The sequence below is a fragment of the Streptomyces sp. NBC_01474 genome, from assembly GCF_035918215.1.
Lineage (GTDB): Bacteria > Actinomycetota > Actinomycetes > Streptomycetales > Streptomycetaceae > Streptomyces > Streptomyces aureus.
Genome location: NZ_CP109449.1, coordinates 6,449,735 through 6,469,817 on the forward strand (window position 1 = coordinate 6,449,735; position 20,083 = coordinate 6,469,817).

12 protein-coding genes are annotated in these 20,083 nt (G+C 72.4%); 8 read left to right on the plus strand and 4 right to left on the minus strand.

What is annotated here, in order from left to right; translation table 11 throughout:
- The first annotated feature begins 86 nt into the window (after positions 1-86).
- The 8 genes from OG758_RS29520 (at position 87) to OG758_RS29555 (ending at position 13,861) form a co-directional block, all read left to right on the plus strand.
- Positions 87-1,688: a glycosyltransferase family 39 protein gene (locus tag OG758_RS29520; protein WP_326712720.1), complete on the plus strand. Its 1,602-nt coding sequence runs from the start codon at positions 87-89 to the stop codon at positions 1,686-1,688.
- Positions 1,685-3,421 carry a hypothetical protein gene (locus tag OG758_RS29525; protein WP_326712721.1) on the plus strand — a complete coding sequence of 579 codons (1,737 nt, stop codon included), beginning with the start codon at positions 1,685-1,687 and terminating at the stop codon, positions 3,419-3,421. The genes OG758_RS29520 and OG758_RS29525 overlap by 4 nt, the downstream gene beginning before the upstream one ends.
- The gene (locus tag OG758_RS29530) at positions 3,418-4,557 is read left to right on the plus strand and encodes an acyltransferase family protein (protein ID WP_326712722.1); all 1,140 of its coding nucleotides are present in this window, start codon (positions 3,418-3,420) and stop codon (positions 4,555-4,557) included. Before OG758_RS29525 ends, OG758_RS29530 begins: the two co-directional genes overlap by 4 nt.
- 64 nt (positions 4,558-4,621) lie before the next feature.
- Positions 4,622-5,338 (plus strand): methyltransferase domain-containing protein, encoded by a 717-nt coding sequence (locus OG758_RS29535; protein WP_326712723.1) that lies wholly within the window; start codon positions 4,622-4,624, stop codon positions 5,336-5,338.
- A gap of 60 nt (positions 5,339-5,398) precedes the next feature.
- Positions 5,399-6,235, plus strand: a complete 837-nt coding sequence (locus OG758_RS29540; protein WP_326712724.1) for a TylF/MycF/NovP-related O-methyltransferase — start codon at positions 5,399-5,401, stop codon at positions 6,233-6,235.
- 197 nt (positions 6,236-6,432) lie between these two features.
- Positions 6,433-9,942, plus strand: a complete 3,510-nt coding sequence (locus OG758_RS29545) for a bifunctional glycosyltransferase/CDP-glycerol:glycerophosphate glycerophosphotransferase (RefSeq protein WP_326712725.1) — start codon at positions 6,433-6,435, stop codon at positions 9,940-9,942.
- Positions 9,939-12,701, plus strand: a complete 2,763-nt coding sequence (locus OG758_RS29550) for a bifunctional glycosyltransferase/CDP-glycerol:glycerophosphate glycerophosphotransferase (RefSeq protein WP_326712726.1) — start codon at positions 9,939-9,941, stop codon at positions 12,699-12,701. The genes OG758_RS29545 and OG758_RS29550 overlap by 4 nt, the downstream gene beginning before the upstream one ends.
- Positions 12,698-13,861 (plus strand): glycosyltransferase, encoded by a 1,164-nt coding sequence (locus OG758_RS29555; RefSeq protein ID WP_326712727.1) that lies wholly within the window; start codon positions 12,698-12,700, stop codon positions 13,859-13,861. Before OG758_RS29550 ends, OG758_RS29555 begins: the two co-directional genes overlap by 4 nt.
- Positions 13,862-13,885: 24 nt before the next feature.
- On the opposite strand, the gene OG758_RS29560 is transcribed toward OG758_RS29555, so the two are convergent.
- From OG758_RS29560 to OG758_RS29575, 4 genes are all read right to left on the minus strand, one after another.
- Positions 13,886-16,099: a bifunctional glycosyltransferase/CDP-glycerol:glycerophosphate glycerophosphotransferase gene (locus OG758_RS29560; protein ID WP_326712728.1), complete on the minus strand. Its 2,214-nt coding sequence runs from the start codon at positions 16,097-16,099 to the stop codon at positions 13,886-13,888.
- Positions 16,100-16,248: 149 nt separating this feature from the next.
- Positions 16,249-17,130 carry a carbohydrate ABC transporter permease gene (locus tag OG758_RS29565; RefSeq protein WP_116512686.1) on the minus strand — a complete coding sequence of 294 codons (882 nt, stop codon included), beginning with the start codon at positions 17,128-17,130 and terminating at the stop codon, positions 16,249-16,251.
- Positions 17,127-18,485, minus strand: a complete 1,359-nt coding sequence (locus OG758_RS29570; protein ID WP_372562605.1) for a carbohydrate ABC transporter permease — start codon at positions 18,483-18,485, stop codon at positions 17,127-17,129. The genes OG758_RS29565 and OG758_RS29570 overlap by 4 nt, the downstream gene beginning before the upstream one ends.
- 9 nt (positions 18,486-18,494) lie before the next feature.
- The gene (locus OG758_RS29575) at positions 18,495-19,898 is read right to left on the minus strand and encodes an ABC transporter substrate-binding protein (RefSeq protein WP_326712729.1); all 1,404 of its coding nucleotides are present in this window, start codon (positions 19,896-19,898) and stop codon (positions 18,495-18,497) included.
- Between the last annotated feature and the right edge of the window lie 185 nt (positions 19,899-20,083).

Here is a 20,083-nt window from a genome sequence, read left to right on the forward strand (position 1 = left end):
CGATTGCCGGTTGCCGCCGTTCGCCCCATGCGCCCATGACGGCAAGGCTGCGTCACAAATCCGATCAATTGGGACAGGATCGGCGCGTGCGCATCTCTTCGGACGGTCCGCGCGGCCGCACCCCCAGGGCCCTTCCCGCCGCCGCACCCGCCGTGACCGCGGTCCTGCTGCCGGGCGTGGTGATACTGGGCCTCGGACTCTGGGGGCTCGACCGCGGCACGATCTGGCGCGACGAGGCCGCGACGATACTCGTCGCCACCCGCTCCCTTCCCCAGATCCTCCATCTCCTCGGCAACATCGACGCGGTGCACGGCCTCTACTACGTGCTGATCCACTTCGTGCTCGGCGGGCAGACGGACGCCTACCTGATGCGGCTGCCGTCCGTGCTCGGCGCGACCGCGGCGGCCTGCCTCGTCGCCGCGCTCGGCATCCGGCTCGCCCGGCCCCGCGTCGGCCTCTGGGCCGGACTCCTGTACGCCGCCTCGCCGTTCACCGGCTACTACGCGCAGGAAGGCCGCTCGTACGCGATCGTCGCGGCGGGCGCGGCTGCGGCGACGCTCATGTTCGTCCACTGCGTACGGCATCCGTCGTGGCCCGCGTGGGCCGGGTACGCCGCGCTCGTGACGGTGACCGCGTGGCTCCACGAGTTCGCCGTGCTCGTCCTCGCCGCGCACGCCGTCACCCTCCTCGTGTCCCGCGCGGCCCCCGTGCTGTGGCGGGGCTGGGCTGCCGCCGCCGCAGCCGCCGTCCTGCTGGTGCTGCCGCTCGCCGGCGAGGCGCGGGGGCAGAGCTTCCAGGTGGCGTGGATCCGCAGGCCGGGCTGGGAGGACGCCGAGGCGCTGCTGCGGCTCGCCGCCGGGCACCCCGGCGCCGTCTTCAACACCACGCTCCTGCTCGCCGCGGCCGCCGTGCTCACCCCCTCGGTCCGCCGCGGGACATGCGGGCTCGCCGCGGTCGCGCTGCCGCTCGCCGTCGTGCCGCCCGCGGTGCTGCTCACCGTGTCGCAGTGGCAGCCGCTGTACGCGCCGCGCTACACGTTCTTCGCGTTCGCCGGGCTGCCCCTCCTGGTGGCGGCCGGCGCGGACACGGTCCTGCGGCGCCTGCCGGAACGGGTGCGGCCCTCCGCGTACGTCCAGGTGACCGCCGGGGCCGCCCTGGTCGCGGTGGCGTTCTGGGCGCAGTTCCCGGCGCAGCTGCGCGAGCGGTCGCCCGAGAGCCGCAGGGACGACTTCGGGGCGGTCGCGCGGATGGCGGAGCGGGATCTGCGGCCCGGCGACGCGCTGCTCTACCTGCCGAAGACCGGCCGACGCCTCACGGAGACGTATCCGCGCGCGGTGGCGGGCGTGCGCGACGTGGCGCTGAAGTCGACGGGCGCCCGCTCCGGAACCCTGTACGGCGTGGACGCGAGCCCCGCCGAACTCCGCGCCCGGATGGCGTGCCTGGCCCGCGTCTGGGTCCTCTTCGACGCGGAGGCGGGCCGCCCCGGCTGGCGCACCCGCAATCCCGTCGAACTCACCAAACTCGTGCTCCTGGAACGGGACTTCACCCCCCTCGCCGAATCGAGACGCCGCAGCGGGCTGCTGCGCCTGTACGAGCGGGTGGGCGGCCCCGCGTCCACCTGCGCTGCCGGCGCGGGGTCTGCCCCGGCGACCGCCACACCTACCGAGCCGACGTCGGAGTCCCCATGAACGCCACGCTCCCCGCCCTCCTCGACAACCGCCGCCCCGACCGGGCGCGGCCCGTGCCCGCCGCCCGCGCCTCGCCCGCCGGACCCGCGTCCCGCCTGCACCGGTGGGCCGACTCCGCAGCCGTCCTCGCCGCCACCGCGCTGATCGCGGTCAGGACCGCCGGACTCGGGCGCTGGATCGTCGACGACGCCGCCGTCACCTTCGCGTACGCGCGCAGCATCGACGAGGGCCTCGGCCCGGTCCAACTGCCCGGCGCGTCACCGGTGGAGGGCTACTCCAACCCGTCCTGGCTCGTCCTGATGGCCGTCGGGCGCAGGCTCGGCCTCTTCGACCACGGCGCGTTCCTGGGCGTCAGCGACCTCGTGCTCTACCCGAAGGCACTCGCCCTGCTGTGCACGGCCGGCACGCTCGCGTGCATCGCGTGGGCGGCCCGCTCCGTGGCGCCCGGCCGCGCGTGGGCGGTGACGCTCCTCGCGGGAGCCGCCCTCGCCACGAACCTCTCCTACGTGGCCTGGTCCTTCTCCGGCCTGGAGAACCCGCTGTACGGGCTGACCGCGGCGGGGACGGGGGCGGTGCTGGTGCGGGCGGTCGCCCGGGGCGGCCTCGCGGCGCCCCGTACCGCCGTGACCGCCGCCGCGATCGCCCTGCTCGCCGCGCTGACCCGGCCCGACGGCGCCGTACTCGTCGCCGCCTACCCCCTCGTCCTCGCCCTCTTCGTGCGCCGCCGCGACCTGGCCCGGTCGGTCCGCGCGCTGGCCCTGCACGCCGGTGTCGTCGCCGTGCCCTACGGCGCGTTCCTGCTGTGGCGGCACGCCGTCTTCGGACTGTGGGTGCCGAACACGGCGGTCGCCAAGGCGCAGCGGACCCCCGAGCTCGCCCAACTCGCCCAGACAGGCGATCTGTTGACGTACACGGGCTGGGCCGTCGCGCTGATCGGCGCGCTGTGCGCCGGTGCCGTGCTCGCCCGGCCCGGCACGGCGCGCCGGGCCCTGGTGGCGCTGCTCGTGCCGCTGCTCCTGTCGCTGCTCGCGTACGGGGTGCTCGGCCGGGACTGGATGGCCCTGTACCGGTTCGCGACCCCGGTGTGGGTTCTCGCGGCGGCTGTCGCCGCGCTGTCGGCCGTAGCGGTGTGGGAGGCGGAAGGAGCCCGTGGCCGGGCCGTCCTCGTCATGGCGCTGACCGGCGCGCTCGTCCTTGCGCACACCGGACAGGCCGCACGCGAAGCCTCGTTCAGGGCCCACCCGACGCTCTCCATGTGTTTCGTCGCCGAACGCTACGGCCAGGTGTTCAACACGTACGCGGAGCGCCTCGGCCTGCGGCACGCCACCGTCGCCCTGCCCGACCTCGGCGGCACACTGCTCACCACGCGGCTGCGGGTACTGGACCTGGCGGGCCTGACCGACCGCCGCATCGCGGACGCGTACGCCTCCGGCGACATGCGCGCCCTGCGCGACCACGTCCTGCGCGCCGAGCGCCCCGAACTCCTGCACGTCCACGGGGCCTGGGTGAACAAGCCGGGCCTGACCGCCGCCCGCCTGGCGGACGCCGGCTACGTCCCGCTGTACCGGCAGCAGAACGGCGGTGACTTCGTCCGGGCCGACGCCGTCCGTGATCCGGCCCGCATCGCCGCCGTACGTGCCTGGGCCGCTCCGCGCCTCGACCGCCTGATCGCGGACCAGAACCACACCGGCAGCTGCGGCGCCACTCTCACAGGGCGGGGAGCCGCCCTGTGACAGCCACCCTTCTCCCTTCGCCCACCCGCTCCCGCGATGCGGAGGTGCGGGCGCCGCGGCTCGATTCGCTCACCGGGATGCGCTTCGTGGCGGCGCTCGCCGTCTTCGTGCACCACACCACCGGGCTCGCCCCGGGCAGCGGCCTGGCTCAGGCGCCGGTCCTGTTCCCGTACTCGACCATGGGCGTCAACGGCGTCGGGTTCTTCTTCGTGCTGTCCGGGTTCCTGCTGGCCTGGGGGCACCGCCCCGGCACGCGTCGCGGTCTCTTCTACTGGCGTCGCGCCGGACGCATCTGGCCCGCGCATCTCGCCGCCACGATCCCGTGCGTCTGGGTGTTCTACCTCTGGGGCGGCGTGCCCACGGACGCGTTCAGCTTCGTCACGTCGCTGCTGCTCGTGCAGACCTGGTTCCCCGGCGTCGTGCCGATGTTCCCGGGCAACGGCGTGGCCTGGACGCTCAGCGTCGAGGTGTTCTTCTACCTCCTGTTCCCCTGGGTGATCGGTCCGGCCCTGCGCCTGCGCACCCGCACCCTCGCGCTCCTCGCGGCGTCCGGTCTCGCCGCCATGTGGGCCGTCAACTGGTGCGCCGCCGCGCACCTTTCGCCCTTCGCCCGCGAATGGGTCATGCGCCACCCGGTGACGCGCCTGCCCGAGTTCGCGGCCGGCCTCGTCTGTGCGATCGCCCTGCGCCGCGGCCACCGGATCGCCCTGCGCCCGGCCGTACTGCTCGCCTCCTTCGCCGCGTACACGGCCGTGTACTGCCACCGGACCGACTGGTTCTCGTTGGGCACGGTGGGTCAACTGGAATGGACGGTCAGGCCGTTCGTCGCCGTGTTCTCGGCGCTCTTCATCGTCGCGTACGCCCAGCGCGAGCTGTCCGGGCGCCGCGGAGCGCTCTGCTCACGCCCCATGATGCTGCTCGGCGCGTGTTCGTACGCGTTCTACCTGCTGCACCAGACGCTGAACCGGTACGTGCAGGACACCTGGGGCCGGATGCGGCCCGACGACTCCGCCGTGTTCGCGCTGTGCGGACTCGCCGTCGCGGTGATCGCTCTTTCCTGGGCGCTGTTCACGTACGTCGAGGAACCGGCCAGAAAGTGGTGGTCCCGGCACACGCCGCGCCGCCTCGCACGGTGACCCCACGCGGACATGCGCGTTGAAAAGCCATCAAGTCACCCCAACCCCCTTGATGGAGGCCGTCATGCACCAGTCCGCGTACGAACAGATGGAGCTCTGTGTCCGGAGCTACCTGCCGCGCGGGCGGCGGCTGAGGGTGGTCGATCTCGGGGCGCGGGTGTCGGACGGGCAGGTGCGCACGCACAAGTCGCTTCTGGAGGGGTACGACACCGAGTACGTCGGCGTCGACGTGCTGGAGGGGCGCAACGTGGACGCGGTGATGGCGAAGCCGTACCGCATCCCCCTCCGCTCGAACAGCGCCGACTTCCTCATCTCCGGCCAGGCCTTCGAGCACATCCCGTTCTTCTGGGCGTCGATGCTGGAGATCGCCCGCGTCCTCAAGCCGGAAGGTACGGCGTTCATCACGGCCCCTTCGCGCGGCCATGTGCACGACGCGCAGGACTGCTGGCGCTACTACCCGGACGGGATGCGTGCCCTGGCCGCGTACACACGTCTCGAACTGAGGGAGGTGTACACCGACTTCCCGCCGATGAAAGGCATCCGGCACGCCTACGGCAGCATCGACGCCAAGCACGCCTACTGGGGCGACACCGTCGGCGTCTTCCGTAAGCCGGCCACGTACCCGCGTCTGACCATGGCGTTCGTGCGCTCGACCACGCGCTGGTGGGCCAACCGTGTCGGTGGTGTCGACGGGGTACCGCTGCCCGTGCCGCTCGCCGGACGGGAGCAGTGCGGCCGCCCGTCGACGATTCCCAGGCCCGCGGGTGTATCAAATGGTTAGAAAATCCCGGCGGTTGACGAAAAGTGACATGCGGAATATCACGGACGTAAGGTGCCGCGCATGGCATGGCGAAGCGCCGTGAATGGCGTCATCAAGCAGCTCACCGGGTACCAGCTGACCCGCGTACCGGTGCCCGCTCCCCGGCAGGCCGCCCGCGCGCCCGAGTCGGCGCGACCGGCCCCGGCGCCCAAGCCGAAGCCGTCACCGAAACCCAAGGGCCTGGTCCTCCCCGAGGACTACGACGACGAGGCGAAGGACATCATCCGCGCGGTCAAGCCGTACACGATGACGTCCCCGGAGCGGCTCAACGCCTTCATCCTCGCCACCCGCCACATCGTCGAGCACGACATCCCCGGCGACATCGTCGAGTGCGGTGTGTGGCGCGGCGGTTCGATGCAGGCCTGCGCCAAGGCCCTCCTCGCGCAGGGCGACACGGGACGCGACCTCTACCTCTTCGACACGTACGAGGGCATGACGCCGCCCACCGAGGAGGACCTCAGGCGCGACGGGAAGTCCGCCGAGGAACTGCTCGCCGCCCAGGGCAAGGACCGCCCGATCTGGGCCGTCGCCACCCTCGACGACGTCAAGTCCGGCTTCCGGGCCGTGCCTTACCCCGAGGACCGCCTCCACTTCGTGCAGGGCAAGGTCGAGGACACCGTCCCCGGGCAGGCCCCGGAGCGGATCTCGATCCTGCGCCTCGACACCGACTGGTACGCCTCCACCAAGCACGAACTCGACCATCTCTACGACCGGTTGGTGCCCGGCGGCGTCCTCCTCATCGACGACTACGGCTACTGGCAGGGCTCCCGGCAGGCCGTCGACGAGTTCCTGGAGAAGACCGGCGAGCGGCTGCTGCTCCTGCGCATGGACGAGGGGCGCATCGCCGTCAAGCCCTGACCCGGCCCGCGACCCCCGACCCGTCCGATCCCGCGCAGCGCGGCCGCCCGCCGGCCCGCTGCGCGGGATCGTCTGCGTGATCACCCGAATGGCTCAGGCGTGGTGACCCGGATCCACAGGGCCGGTTGTTAACCAGTAGTCCCTCGCGGGTCGCGCAGCCGTGCCCGTCAGTTCTCCGGAAGGAATGTGCGCAGCGCATGACACCCCGACTCACGGTCGTCGTCCCCATCCACAACGTCGAGGCGTACCTCGACGCCTGCCTGGAGTCGCTCGCCGCACAGACCATGCCCGACCTCGAAGTCGTGATGGTCGACGACGGCTCCACCGACGGGAGTCCGGAGATCGCCCGCGCCATGGCCGGGCGCGACCCGCGCTTCAGTTACGTCGGGCAGGAGAACGCGGGCCTCGGAGCGGCGCGCAACGCGGGTGCGGCGCGGGCCACGGGCGCGCATCTCGCCTTCGTGGACAGCGACGACGTGGTGCCGCACGACGCGTACGAGCGCATGCTCGACGCCCTGGAGGAGTCGGGCTCCGACTTCGCCACCGGCAATGTGCACCGGCTGCGCGTCGACGGGACGACCGAGCAGTCCGCCATGTTCCGCAAGGTGATGGGCAAGGACCGCGCCGCCACCCACGTCACCCGGTACTGGGACCTGCTCGGGGACCGCATCGCCTGCAACAAGGTGTTCCGCAAGGACTTCTGGGACCGCCACGCGTTCGCGTTCCCCGTGGGCGTGCTCTTCGAGGACACCCCGGTCGTGGTGCCCGCGCACTTCCTCGCCCGCAGCGTCGACGTCCTGTCCGGGCCCGTCTATCTGTGGCGCGACCGGGACGGCTCCATCACCAACCGGCGGGCCAGGCCGCGCGCCGTCGCCGACCGCACCGCCGCCGTCCGCTCGGTCAGCGGCTTCCTCGGGGACAGGGCGCGCGAGACGGCCGGCACCCCTCAGGCGGCGGGCTGGGCGGAGGGCAAGCGGCGTTACGACGCGACGGTGCTCGCCGGGGACCTGTGGCTGTTCATGGAGGCGCTGCCGCTCGGCGACGCCGAGTACCACGAGGCCTTCCTCGACCACGCCAACTCCTTCGCGGACACCGTCGACCCGGCCGTCCTCACCGGTCTTCCGCTGGCCCTGCGCGTCAAGTGGCAGCTCATCCGGGAGCGCCGCCTGACCGAGCTGCTCGCGTTCATGACGTACGAGAAGAGCAACGGCACGACGTTCCTGGCGCGCGGGCCGCGCAGGAGCCGGGCGCAGTTCCCGCCCGTCACCGGGCCCCTGCCGCGTGCCGTGACCGCCCTCCGGCGGGCCGATCTGCCGCTGAAGTCGCACATCACCGAGGCGTCCTGGGACAAGGACGGACGGCTGCGGCTCAAGGGGTTCGCCTATGTACGGAACCTGCCGGCGGGCCGGGTCGGGGCGCGCGCCAAGTTCGCGTGGCTGCGGGCGGGCAAGCGGCGCGCGGTGCCCCTGAAGGTCCGTACCGTCCGCTCCCGCGAGGCCACCTACCGCTCCAAGCAGGGGCTGCACAGTTACGACCGGTCCGGGTTCGAGACGGTCATCGACGCGGCCCGGCTCGTCACCAAGCGGCCGAGCACCACCTGGAACGTCGAGATGGCCGCCTTCGGAGGCGGCCTGCTGCGCACCGGGCCCGTGCGGATGGGCGGGCTCGCCGAGCTGCCCGTGCGTTATCTGGACGACTTCCTGCGCATCGCGCCCCGGCTCAGCGCGGGCCGGCTCCGGCTGCGGGCCGAGCGGGTGAAGGCCCGGCTGGTGCGGCACGAGGAGTCCGGCGGCACCCTCAGGCTGGAGGGTGAACTCGCCCCCGGGACGCCCGGCGACCTCAAGGCGCTGCGCGTCGAGAACTGGCACACCAAGGAGGCGTACGACCTCGCTGTCGAGCGCTCGGGGCGCACCTTCGCCGCCGAGCTGCGCCTGGAACTGATCGCGGGCGCCGGGACCGACGACTCCGGGGCGCCCCGCAAGACCGACCCGTGGGGTGTCGGCCTCGTACGCGGGGACGACGAGTGGTCGGCCCTCGCGGTCCGCCCCGACACCCCGGCGGGCCGCCACCCCGTCGGCGCAGGCCGCGAACTGCTCGTCCTCGCCAACGCCGCCGGGAACGTGGAGCTGCGCAACCAGACGGTACGGCCCCTCGTCGACACCCTGACCTGGGACGAGGACGGGCGGCTCGCCGTCGGGGGCAGCTTCCCCGACGAGTCCGACACCGCGTGGGAGCTGCTGCTCCAGCACAGCGGCCACGACGAGGTGGCCGTCCTTCCGGTCGAGGTGACCGACGGGCGGTTCGGCGCGGCGCTGTGTCCGGACGCGGTCGCGGGCCCCGCCGGAGTCCTGCCGCTCGCCGAGGGGCGCTGGTACCTGTTCCTGCGCGAGCCCGGCGAGACCGACCCCGGCCGGTACCGCCAGGTCCATGTCGCGCCCGCCCGCCACGAGAGCCTGCCCCTCGTGCGCGCCCTGGGCGGCCGGGACTTCACCGTCGGGCGCCGCTACTACGACCGCCTCGTCATCGAGTCGGGATCCGTCCTCGCCGTCACGGAGCGCGGCGGCGCCCAGCAGGCCGCGCTGCGCACCCGCTACGCGTCCCTGCGCGTCGAGCCCCGCACCGACACGGTCCTGTACTCCAGCTTCGACGGCCGCCAGTGCTCGGACTCGCCGCGCGCCGTGCACGAGGAGCTCGTCGCCCGCGGCGAACCCCTGGAGCACCTGTGGGCCGTGCGCGACCAGCAGGTCACGGTGCCCGCGAGCGGCCGGCCCGTGGCCCTGTGGAGCACCGAGTGGTACGAGGCGCTGGCCCGCAGCCGCTACGTCGTCACCAACACGCAGCTGCCCGACTGGTTCGAGCGCGCCGAGGACCAGTACGTCGTACAGACCTGGCACGGCACCCCGCTCAAGCGCATCGGCCGCGACCTGGCGGACAGCCCGTCCGGGGACCGGCGCTACATCGCCACGCTGCCGGAGCGTGCCGCGCAGTGGAACCTGCTCGTCTCCCCGAACCGTTTCTCCACCCCCGTCCTGCGGGGCGCGTTCGGCTACCACGGCGAGGTCCTGGAGTCCGGCTACCCGCGCAACGACCTGCTGCACGCGGCGGACCGCGCCAAGGTCGCTGCCGCGGTCCGCGAACGCCTCGGCATCCCCGAGGACAGGCGCGTCGTCCTCTACGCCCCGACCTGGCGCGAGAACCAGCCGCGCAGGGGCGGCCGTTACGGACTCGACCTGCGTCTGGACCTGACGGCGGCCCAGCGCGCCCTCGGCGAGGACCACGTCCTGCTCGTGCGCCGCCACTACCTGGTCGGCGGCACCGTCGCGGGCACCACGTCCGGCTTCGTGCGCGACGTCACCCGCTACCCGGACGTGGGTGAACTCCTCCTGATCAGCGATGTGCTGGTGACCGACTACTCGTCGCTGATGTTCGACTTCGCGCAGACCGGCCGCCCGATGCTGTTCCACACCTACGACCTCGACCACTACCGGGACACGCTCAGGGGCTTCTACTTCGACTTCGCCGCGCAGGCGCCGGGACCGCTGCTCGCCACCGGCGAGGAGGTCGTCGAGGCGCTGCGCGACCCGGTTGCCGCGACCGCCGGGCACCAGGAGGCCTACCGCCGCTTCCGCGAGGTGTTCTGCGACCTGGACGACGGGCGCGCCTCCGCCCACGTCGCCGACGCCATGCTGCCGGGAGGCCGCCGATGACCACCCTCGAGGCGTACGACATCAGCTGCGTCGTCGTGTGCGGCACGGACGCCGCGGCCCTGCGCGACACCGTGCGTTCCGTGCTCGACCAGACGCTGGCCGGCACCGAGGCGGTCCTCGTCACGGCCGGGCCGGACGACACGGCCGCGTCGCTCGCGGCCGCCGATCCGCAGCGGATCCGGCTCGTCCACGCAGGGGCGGAGAGCCCCGCGTGCGTCCTGCGCGACCTGGGTCTCGCCGCCGCCCGCGGCCGGTACGTCATGGTCGCCGCCGCGGGCGAGCGGCTCGAACGGCACGCCTGCCGCAACCTCTTCGAGGCGGGCCGCCGCACGGACGCCGACCTGGTCGCGGGCCGCCGGGACAGGGCGCCCTCCTGGCACAAGGAGCTGCACGCCAGGTCCCGCGTCGTCGAGGACCTGGCGGACGCGCCCGAACTCGTCACGCGGGACAGCCTGAGCGGCGGGTTCTGCGTCCGGCGCGGCGTACTCGGCGCGCTGTCGGGTGCCGGGCGGGCCCTCTTCGGCGTGCGGGCCGCGCTCGCCGCCCGCCGCATCGCTCTCGTCCCGAACCTGATCACCACCGGATGCGCCCCGGCCGACCCGGTACGGGACCTGCCCCGCGCCGCCGACGCCCAGCGCGACACTCTGGAACTGCTGAGCGGCGACGACGCCCTGCGCGCGGCCCGCGAGAGCGCCTTCCTCACCGACCACGTCGTCCCGTGCGTCCGCGCCTTCCTGCCGCTCGGCCCCGACGACCGCCGGAAGGCGGCGGACACCCTCGCCAGGAGCCTGGACAGCCTCGTCACCCCGCAGGCGCTGGACGCGCTGCCGCCCGTCGAGCGCATCGGCGTACGGCTCCTCACCGACGGCGACGCGGACGGCGTGCAGGCGGCCGCGTACGCACTGGCCCGGCCCGGCACCGTCGTCTCCCCGCTCGTCAGGACGGGTGACGGGCGGGTCCGCTGGAGCGCGGAGCACGCCGACGACGACACGTTCGACGTCACCGAACTCGGTCACCAGTACCGGCAGTTCACCGACCTCCGTCTCCTGAACCGCGTCACGCACTGCCTGCGCCAGGGGGCGGTGCTCGCCGTCGAGGGGCGGCTCGTCGTGCCGCTCGGACTCCTCGACGACCGGCCCGCGCTCGCCGCCCGGCTCGACCTCTCGGTGCGCGGCGGCCGCGCGCACACGCTCTCCGTGCCGGTGCGGGACGTACGCCAGGAGGACGGGGGCGTCGTGTGGCGGGCCGAGCTGCCCCTCACCGGCGCGCTGCGCCCGCGCGGCATCGGCGACCGCGTGTGGGACCCGCGGCTCGTCCTCACCGTCGACGGCGTCCCCGTCACCACCGACCTGCTCGCCGACAAGGCGGCCGTCCCCACCCGCGCCACCGCCCTGCCGGCCCGCCCCCTCCTGACCCGCCTCACCGCCGACACCTGGCAGCCCTACGTCACGGCCAAGCACCACCTGGCCGTCTGCCTGCTGCCCCGCCGCCGCGCGGCCCGCGCCGCGCAGGCCCTGGCGCACTACGTCACCCACTTCAGGCCCGCCCGCAAGCTGAAGCCCGCACTCCGCACCCTGCGCAAGAAGCGCGAGGCCCTGCGCTCCCAGCGCGTCAAGCTCCGCGTGTACCGGCGGATCCTGTCCCGACTGCCGGTCAGCAAGGGCCTCGTCGTCTTCGAGAGCCACATGGGCAAGTGCTACGGGGACAGCCCGCGCGCCGTGCACGAGGAACTCCTCGCCCGCGGGGCCGGGGTGCGCTGCGTCTGGTCGTACGCCACGTCGCCCGCCGGGTTCCCGGACGGGGCGCGGCTCGTGCGCCGCTGGTCCTGGCGGTATCTGTGGGCGCTGGCCCGCGCCGAGTGGTGGGTCGACAACCAGGGGTTCCCGCACGCCCTCGACAAGCCGCGCCACACCACGTATCTCCAGACGTGGCACGGATCCGCGTACAAGCGCATGGGGTTCGACGAGGCGCGGCACAGGACGCGGAACGCGCCGGAGCGCGAGAGACTTGGGCGCGCGGTCGGCCGGTTCGACCACTTCATGGTCCGCTCGGAACACGACGTGCGGACCCTCGCCCGCGCCTACCGCATCCCCGAGGAGCGGCTGCTGCGCGCCGGCTACCCGCGCAACGACCGCCTCGTCGAGGCCCGCGAGCGCGACGAGCGCGAGGGCCGCTTCCCGCGCCCCCCGCTCGCCACGCAACTCGGCATCCCTGACCACCGCAAGGTCGTGCTGTACGCCCCCACGTTCCGCGGCGTCCCGAAGGAGGGGCAGGTCGTCCAACTGCCGCTCGATGTGAGGGAATTCGCCGAGCGCTTCGGTGACACGCACGTGCTGCTCGTGCGCGCCCACTACATGGAGGCGGCGAGCCTTCCGGTCACCCCTCCCGGCACCGTCGTCGACGTCTCCGGCCACCACGACGTGAGCGAACTCCTCGTCCTCGCCGACGTGCTGATCACCGACTACTCGTCGATCATGTTCGACTACGCCCTCCTCGACCGGCCCCTCGTCCATTTCGCGCCGGACCTCGACGCCTACGCGGCGGACCGCGGCACCTATTTCGACCTGCGCAAGCGCGCCGGCGGGCCCGTCATCGAGACACAGGAGGAGCTGCTGCGGACCCTCGACAGGCTCAAGAAGACGGACGGGGAGTGGCAGGCGGCACGCCGCGCGTTCGCTGCCGAGTTCGGCGCGTACGACGACGGCGGCGCCGCCCGCGCGGCCGCCGGCCTCATCCTCGGGAAGAAGGCCCGCGCATGACCTCCACGACCGCCCCGCGCACGGGCCGCGACCTCTTCCTCGTCGCCAACACCGTCGACGAACTGGGCGGCGTCACCGCCTGGACCCACCAGATGGCCCGCCTCTTCCAGGGCGCGGGCCACCGCGTGCACGTCATCGGCGTCCACGAGGCGGAGCTCAAACTCCCCCTCCCCGCCGACCTCGGCTACGAGGTCACCAGCCTCTACCCCGCCCACCCCCCGACCCCGCGCCCCGTGCGCGGGGTGAACCGCCTCAGCCCCGCCGCGCACCGCCGCGAAGCCCGGCGCCTCGCGGACCGCGGGCGCGCCGTCGCCCGCCTCTCGGAGCTCTTCCGGGCAGCCCGCCCCGGCGCCGTCGCCGTCGTCACCCAGGTGTGGCCCATGGAGTGGCTGCGCGAGGCGGACACCGCGGGCCTGCGGATCATCGGCATGAGCCACGAGTCGTACGCCTACACGCGGGCCTGCCACCGCTACCGCTCCGTCAAGCGGAACTACCCGTCCGCCGACCGCTGGCTCGCCCTCACCCAGGAGGACGCCGACGACTGGATCGCCGACGGCATGCACAACGTCGGCGCCATGCCGAACGCCCTCGCCCACCTCCCGGAGATCCCCTCGCCGCGCACCGCGAAGGTCGTGTGCAGCATCGGGCGCCTCGCCGACCAGAAGGGCATCGACATGCTCGTCGACACCTGGGCCGAGGTCGCCCCGCACCGGCCCGACTGGACCCTGCGGATCTACGGCGCCGGATCCGACGAGCCGGACCTGCGGCGCCAGTGCACCGAGCTGGGCCTCGACCGGTCCGTGCACTGGATGGGCCGCACGGACGACGTGGCGGGCGCGCTCGCCGAGAGCGCCGTGTTCGTCCAGTCGTCGCGCGGCGAGGGCTTCCCCCTCGCGCTGATGGAGGCCATGGCGAGCGCCGTGCCGTGTGCCGCGTTCGACTGCGCGCCCGGTGTGCGGGAGATCGTGCGCGACGGCGAGGACGGGCTCCTCGCACCTCCCGGCGACACCGCGGCGCTCGCCGACCGCCTCCTGCGCCTCACCGGCAACCCGCGGCTGCGGGACGCCATGGGGGAGCGGGCCCGGGTCAATGTGCAGCGGTTCTCCGAGGAGCGCGTCCTGGAACGCTGGGAGGAGCTGTTCGCCCTGCTGGAACGGTGACACCCCGGCCCGCGCCTTCGGGGCTCAGGAGCGTGGGCCGACCGGCTCACCCGAGGGCACCCGGCGCGGCCCGGCGAGCGACACCGCGGGCAGGGACCGCGGCTCCTCGCCGAGCACGACGTGCCGCACGACCCGCTCGGCCGCCCGCCCGTCGTCGTACGGGCAGAACCGCTTGCGGAACGCGGCCCGCAGCTGCGCCGAGCGCGAGCCGCGCCAGTGCCCGGTCGCGAAGATGTCGATCAGCTCGTCCTCGCTGCGGGCGACGGCGCCGGGCGGGGACGCGCGCAGGTCGAAGTACGTGCCCCGCGACGCCTCGTACGCCTCCCAGTCGTCGGCGTGGATCACGATGGGGCGGTCGAGGTTGGCGTAGTCGAACATCAGGGACGAGTAGTCGGTGACGAGGGCGTCCGCCGCCAGACAGAGCGACTCGACGCTCACGTGGCCGGAGACGTCGATGAGGCGCCCGGCGCTCTGCGCGAGAGGCGCCGGGTGAAGCGGGTGGGCGCGGGTCAGGACGACGAAGTCCGTGCCGAGCCGGCGCAGCACCCGCTGCAGGTCGAGGGCGCAGGTCTGGGTGCGGCGGTAGTCGCGATGGGTCGGCGCGTAAAGGATCGCCGTCGCGCCGTCCGGAATACCGAGGCTCTCGCGGGCGTGGGCCACGTCGCGCGAAGTCGCCCGGTGGAACGCGTCGTTGCGCGGACACCCGTACTCCAGCGTCGTGTACGCGGACGGGTAGGCGCGCTCCCACACGAGGGTGGAGTGCCGGTTGGCGGACAGGACGTAGTCCCAGGTGTCGACGGAGCGCAGGAGCCGGCCGAAGTCCTGGCCGCGGGCCGCCGCCGGATGGTCCTGGAGGTCGAGGCCCATCTTCTTCAGGGGCGTGCCGTGCTGGGTCTGGATCACGACCTGCCCGGCGCGCTTGACCAGCCTGTGGTCGAAGTCGACGTTGTTGACCAGGTACCTGGAACGGGCCAGCGCCGTCCAGTAGGCGGCGGTCCCGGGCCTCAGGGCGCGGGTTCCGGACGGCAGGGAGTGGTGGTGCTCGGGCTCGGCGATCCACGCGGTGGCGACGTGCGGCGCGTACGTGCGGAACGCGGCCTCCAGGGCGCCCGGGTTGCAGCCGTGGCCGCGCCCCCCGTAGCTGGAGAACACGGCACGGTCCGCACGCACCGGGAGCAGCAGCTGGACGCGGTAGTGCGCCTGGAGGGCGGCCGCCCGGGCCGCGCTCCGCAGCCGGCCCGCGAGCCCCCGGACCCGCCGCACGCAGCGCATCGCCGCGGCCAGCGACCGGTACGCGCGATGCGAGCCGAGCCGCACCAGGCCGTGCCGGAGCCGGTCGCGGGCGGCGACGGGCACCCCGGGGACGCGGTAGCGCCGGTAGTGCGCGCGGGCCCTGCGCAGGAAGTCGGGGCGGGAGCCGCGCGGCAGCCGGTCCGGATGCGTGAACACCGTGGCGAAGTGTTCGACCATCCGCCGGAACAGCAACGGGCGCCACGCGTCCGCGAGTTCGGTATGTGCGTCGAGGAACGCGAAGACACGGTCGTACTGGTCGAAGACGTCGAAGTGCTCGCGGGACGGGGTGCCCAGGATGTTGCCCCGGCGGCGCTGACGGTAGTGGACGCAGACCCGGTCGAGGGTGGCGATCGTCCGCGCCGACATCAGGACCGGATAGGTCCAGGGGGTGTCCTCGTAGTAGCCGGGCGGGAAGACGAAGCCCTGCTCCTCGACGAAGGCGCGCCGGTACGCCTTGTTCCAGGCCACCATGAGGAGTTGGAGGATCTCGGGCCGGTCGACGAGCGCGAACGGGGCCGGTCCGTCCTGCGCGAGACGGTCCGCGTACTGGTTGCGCACGGCCTCGCCCGTCCAGTACGTGCGGGCGTAGTCGTAGACCAGGACGTCGGGACCGCCGGTCGCCTCGATACGGTCCGTGATCGCCTGGAGCGCGCCCGGGGTGAGCGTGTCGTCGCTGTCGAGGAAGAGGACGTAGTCGCCGGTGGCGTGTTCGAGGCCGGTGTTGCGGGCGCGGCCCAGCCCCACGTTCTCCCGCAGATGCACCGTCCGGACCCGCTCGTCCCGCGCCGCGAAATCGTCGGCGATCGCGCCGCTCGCGTCCGGCGAGCAGTCGTCGACCGCGATCACCTCAAGATCGGAACATGACTGTTCCAGGACGGATTCGAGGCACGCGTGCAGGTAGGCCTGCACCTTGTACACGGGGACGATGACACTGAACCGGGGCAAGGCACATCCATGGGTCGGCACGGGGCATACTGCCCGGCAACGGCCGATGGAATGATCCGGTTACGCCAGTTGTGGCATACGGGGGACCTCGGTAACCGAAGAGGGGCGAACCGTGACCGGTCCGCCCCTCAATTCGCCTGCGGATACGGCTATTTCACCGCTCCTGCCATCACACCGGACACGAACTGCCGCTGGAAGGCGAAGAAAACGGCCAGCGGGATCACCATGGAGATGAAGGCGCCGGGCGCCAGGATCTCGATGTTCCCGCTGAACTGCCGCACCTGCTGCTGGAGCGCGACCGTCAGCGGCTGCGAGCCGGAGTCGGAGAAGATCAGCGCGACCAGCATGTCGTTCCACACCCACAGGAACTGGAAGATGCCGAGCGACGCGATGGCCGGCCCGCCGAGCGGCAGGACCACCGTCGCGAAGAGCCGCGCCTCTCCCGCGCCGTCGAGCCGCGCCGCCTCCAGGAGTTCACGGGGGATCTCCGCGAAGAAGTTGCGCAGCAGGAAGATCGCGAACGGCAGCCCGAAGCCGACGTGGAACAGGATGACGCCGATGATGCTGCCGAAGATGCCGATCTTCCCGAAGAGTTCGGAGAGCGGGATCAGCGCCACCTGCACCGGCACCACCAGCAGCCCGACGACCGCCATGAACCAGCCGTCACGGCCCTTGAAGTCCATGCAGGCGAAGGCGTATCCGGCCATCGACCCGATGATCACGACGAGGAGCGTCGCCGGGACCGTGATCCAGATCGTGTTGAACAGGGCGTGGGTGATCTCGTCCTTCTCCAGGAGCGACTGGTAGCTCTTGGTCGTCAGCTGGGCCGGGGCGGTGAAGACCTTCCACCAGCCCGACGCGGCGATGTCCGTCGGATCGCGGAACGAGGAGACCAGCAGCCCGAAGGTCGGCACCAGCCAGAACAGGCCGACCACGAGCAGGAAGGCACGCAGCGCACCGCCCGCCGCGCCGCTCGCGATCCGGGCGGCGAGCGAACGCTTGGCGCGCACGGACGTGTCGAGTGCGGTCACCGCTGACGCTCCTTCCGCAGCCGGCGGATGTTGACCCACATCACCGGGAGGACGAGCAGCAGGAGCAGCACGCCGATGGCGCTGCCCGCGCCGAAGTTCCCCTGGCCGCCGAACGCGGACAGGAACAGCTGCAGGGCCAGGACGTTGGCGTCGTCCTGGGACGGCTGCGGGGCGATGATGTAGATCAGGTCGAAGATCTTCATCACGTTGATCATCAGCGTGACCAGGACGACGGTCAGGACCGGCGCGAGCAGCGGCACGGTGACCTTGCGGAACACCTGCCACTCGTTCGCCCCGTCGACGCGCGCAGCCTCCAGGAGGTTACGGTCGATGCCCGCGAGCCCGGCCGCGATCAGGACCATCGCGAAGCCCGCCCACATCCAGGCGTACGCGCCGATGATCGACGGGGTCACCAGGGCCGGGCCGAGCCACTCGACGCCGTTGTAGGCGGTCGCGAAGTTCGATCCCGGCAGCCGGAGTTGGGCGCCGTCCGCCGCCTTGGGCAGGGTGAAGGTGCCGTCGGCGCCGCTGGTGGTGGACGCGACGACCTTGCCGCCTCGCACCGCCTCCACCTTGACGCCCTTCAGGGCCTTCTCGCCCGCGTCGACGGCGCCCTTCGTGCCGCCTCCGCCGAGCTTGAAGTCCAGCCAGACCGTGCCCGTGACCTTGTCGCCCCCGGTGCTCGCCGCCTTGGCGTTCTGCGGGCTGCCCGGCACCTTGTCGGGCGCGATGCCGACCAGCGGCAGGAACGCCGGGGTGCCGGCCCGCGCGGTCTGCTTCGTGGTGAACGATCCGCCGCCGGACGCCTTGAGGTCACTGCCGATGGCGGGGCGCGCCTTCGGGTAGACGGAGGCGTCGGTGAACGCGTCGTGCACGGACGTGACGATCGCGTTGGCCGCGCCCTGGTTCGGGTCCTGCTCGTAGACCAGGCGGAAGATGATGCCCGCCGCCAGCATCGAGATCGCCATCGGCATGAAGACGATCAGCTTGAACGCCGTGCCCCAGCGCACCCGTTCGGTGAGCACGGCGAAGATCAGGCCGAGCGCCGTGCACAGGGCCGGCGCCACGGCCACCCAGATCGCCGTGTTCCTGACCGCGATCAGCGTCTGGTCGTCGCGGAAGATGTCGACGTAGTTGTCGACGCCGACGAAATGGGAGCCGCCGGAGTCGTAGAGGCTGCGCCAGACCGAGTACCCGATCGGGTAGACCACGAGCGCGCCGAGCAGGACGAGCGCGGGCAGCAGAAACAGCGCCGCCACCCACGGCCGGGTCCCGATCACGCTCTTGCGCGGTGTTGCGGACGGCGCCGGCGGCAGTGCGCCGGCGCCCCCCGCCTTCGCCACGGAGGACGACATACCGCGCCGTCAGCCGTTCTTGTACGCCTTGGCGGCGTCGGCCTCGAGTTGGCGCTGGGTACCGGCGACGTCCTTCGGGTTCTTCAGGAAGTCCTGGAGGCCCTTCCACTCACCGACACCCTGCGTGCCGCCGAACGCCGCGGGCGCCTGGTCGGACATGTCGAAGCGGAAGTCGTCGCCCGCCGCGAGCAGCGCCTTCGCGATGTCCCGGGTGACCGCGTCCTTGTACTTGGAGGTGTCCATCTCCTTGTTGGGGGAGATGTAGCCGCCCTGCGCCGCCCAGATCTCGGCCGCGTCGGTGGAGGAGAGGAACGTGACGAGGGCCTGGGCGCCCTTGCCGCCCTTGAGGGCCACGGCCACGTCGCCGCCGCTGACCACGGGGGCCTTGTCGCCGACCGCGGGGAACGGGAAGACCTTGGCGTCCGTGCCTACCTTGGCCTTGGTGTCCGCGTTGATGTTGGCGGTCACGAAGTCGCCCTCGTAGACCATCGCGGCGGGGGTGTCACCGGAGAACGTCTGCGTGACGGACTTCGGGAACTCGGTGCCGAGCGCGCCCTTGCGGCCGCCCGCGATCAGGTCGTCCTTGCCCCACAGCTGGGCGAGCGTGGTCAGCGCCTCCTTCACGGAGGGGTCCGTCCACTTGATCTTGTGGGCGGCGAGCTGGTCGTACTTCTCCGGGCCCGCCTGGGAGAGGTAGATGTTCTCGAACCAGTCGGTGAGCGTCCAGCCGTCCGCGCCGCCGATGGAGACCGCGGGGGAGCCCGCGTCGGACAGGGTCTGCGCGGTGGACAGGAAGTCGGCCCACGTCTTCGGGGTCTTGGAGATCCCGGCCGCCTCGAACGCGGCCGTGTTGTACCAGACCAGCGACTTGTTGGCGGCCTTCACATAGACGCCGTACTGCTTGCCCTTGTACGCCCCGAGGTTCTTCCACCCGGCCGAGAAGTTCTTGTCGACCTGGGCCTGCGCCTCGCTGCCCAGCGGCTTGATCCAGCCCTTGTCGGCGAACTGGTGCAGCACGCCGACCTGCGGCAGGAACGCCACGTCCGGCGGCTTGCCGCCCTCGATCTTGGTACTGAGGAACGTGGCGGTGTTGTTGCCCGTCGGCACGAAGTTGACCTTGGCGCCGGTGCGCTTCTCGAACTCCTTGAGGACCTTGGTGAAGTTGTCCTGCTCCGGCCCGGTCCAGACGGCCGCGACCTCCAGGGTCTGCCCGTCGAGCTTGGGAAGCTTGACGGAGGCGCTGCCGCTCTCGCCGCCGCTCGGGTCCTTGCCGCTCTTGTCCTTGCCGTCCCCGCCGCCACAGGCGGTCAACGTCAGCGCGAGAGCGCCCGCGGTCAGAGCTGCCGCTGCGGCCTTCGCTGCCCCGGACGTCCTGGACGCCCTTGAAGTCGTGCGTGTACGAATGCTGCGCATCGCTGCCCCGTTCTCGTCCCGAACGCTGAACGTACGTCCCGAACGCTGAACGTACGTATGTGCGCTGTGCCGTGGCGTCTGGTTCTACGCCCGGCCGGGGACCCCCGGCAAGGGCACCTGCCGGGTCAGCTCGAAGATCGTGACGGGGTCGTGATGTCGGCCTTGAACATGGGGTGTTGGGAATT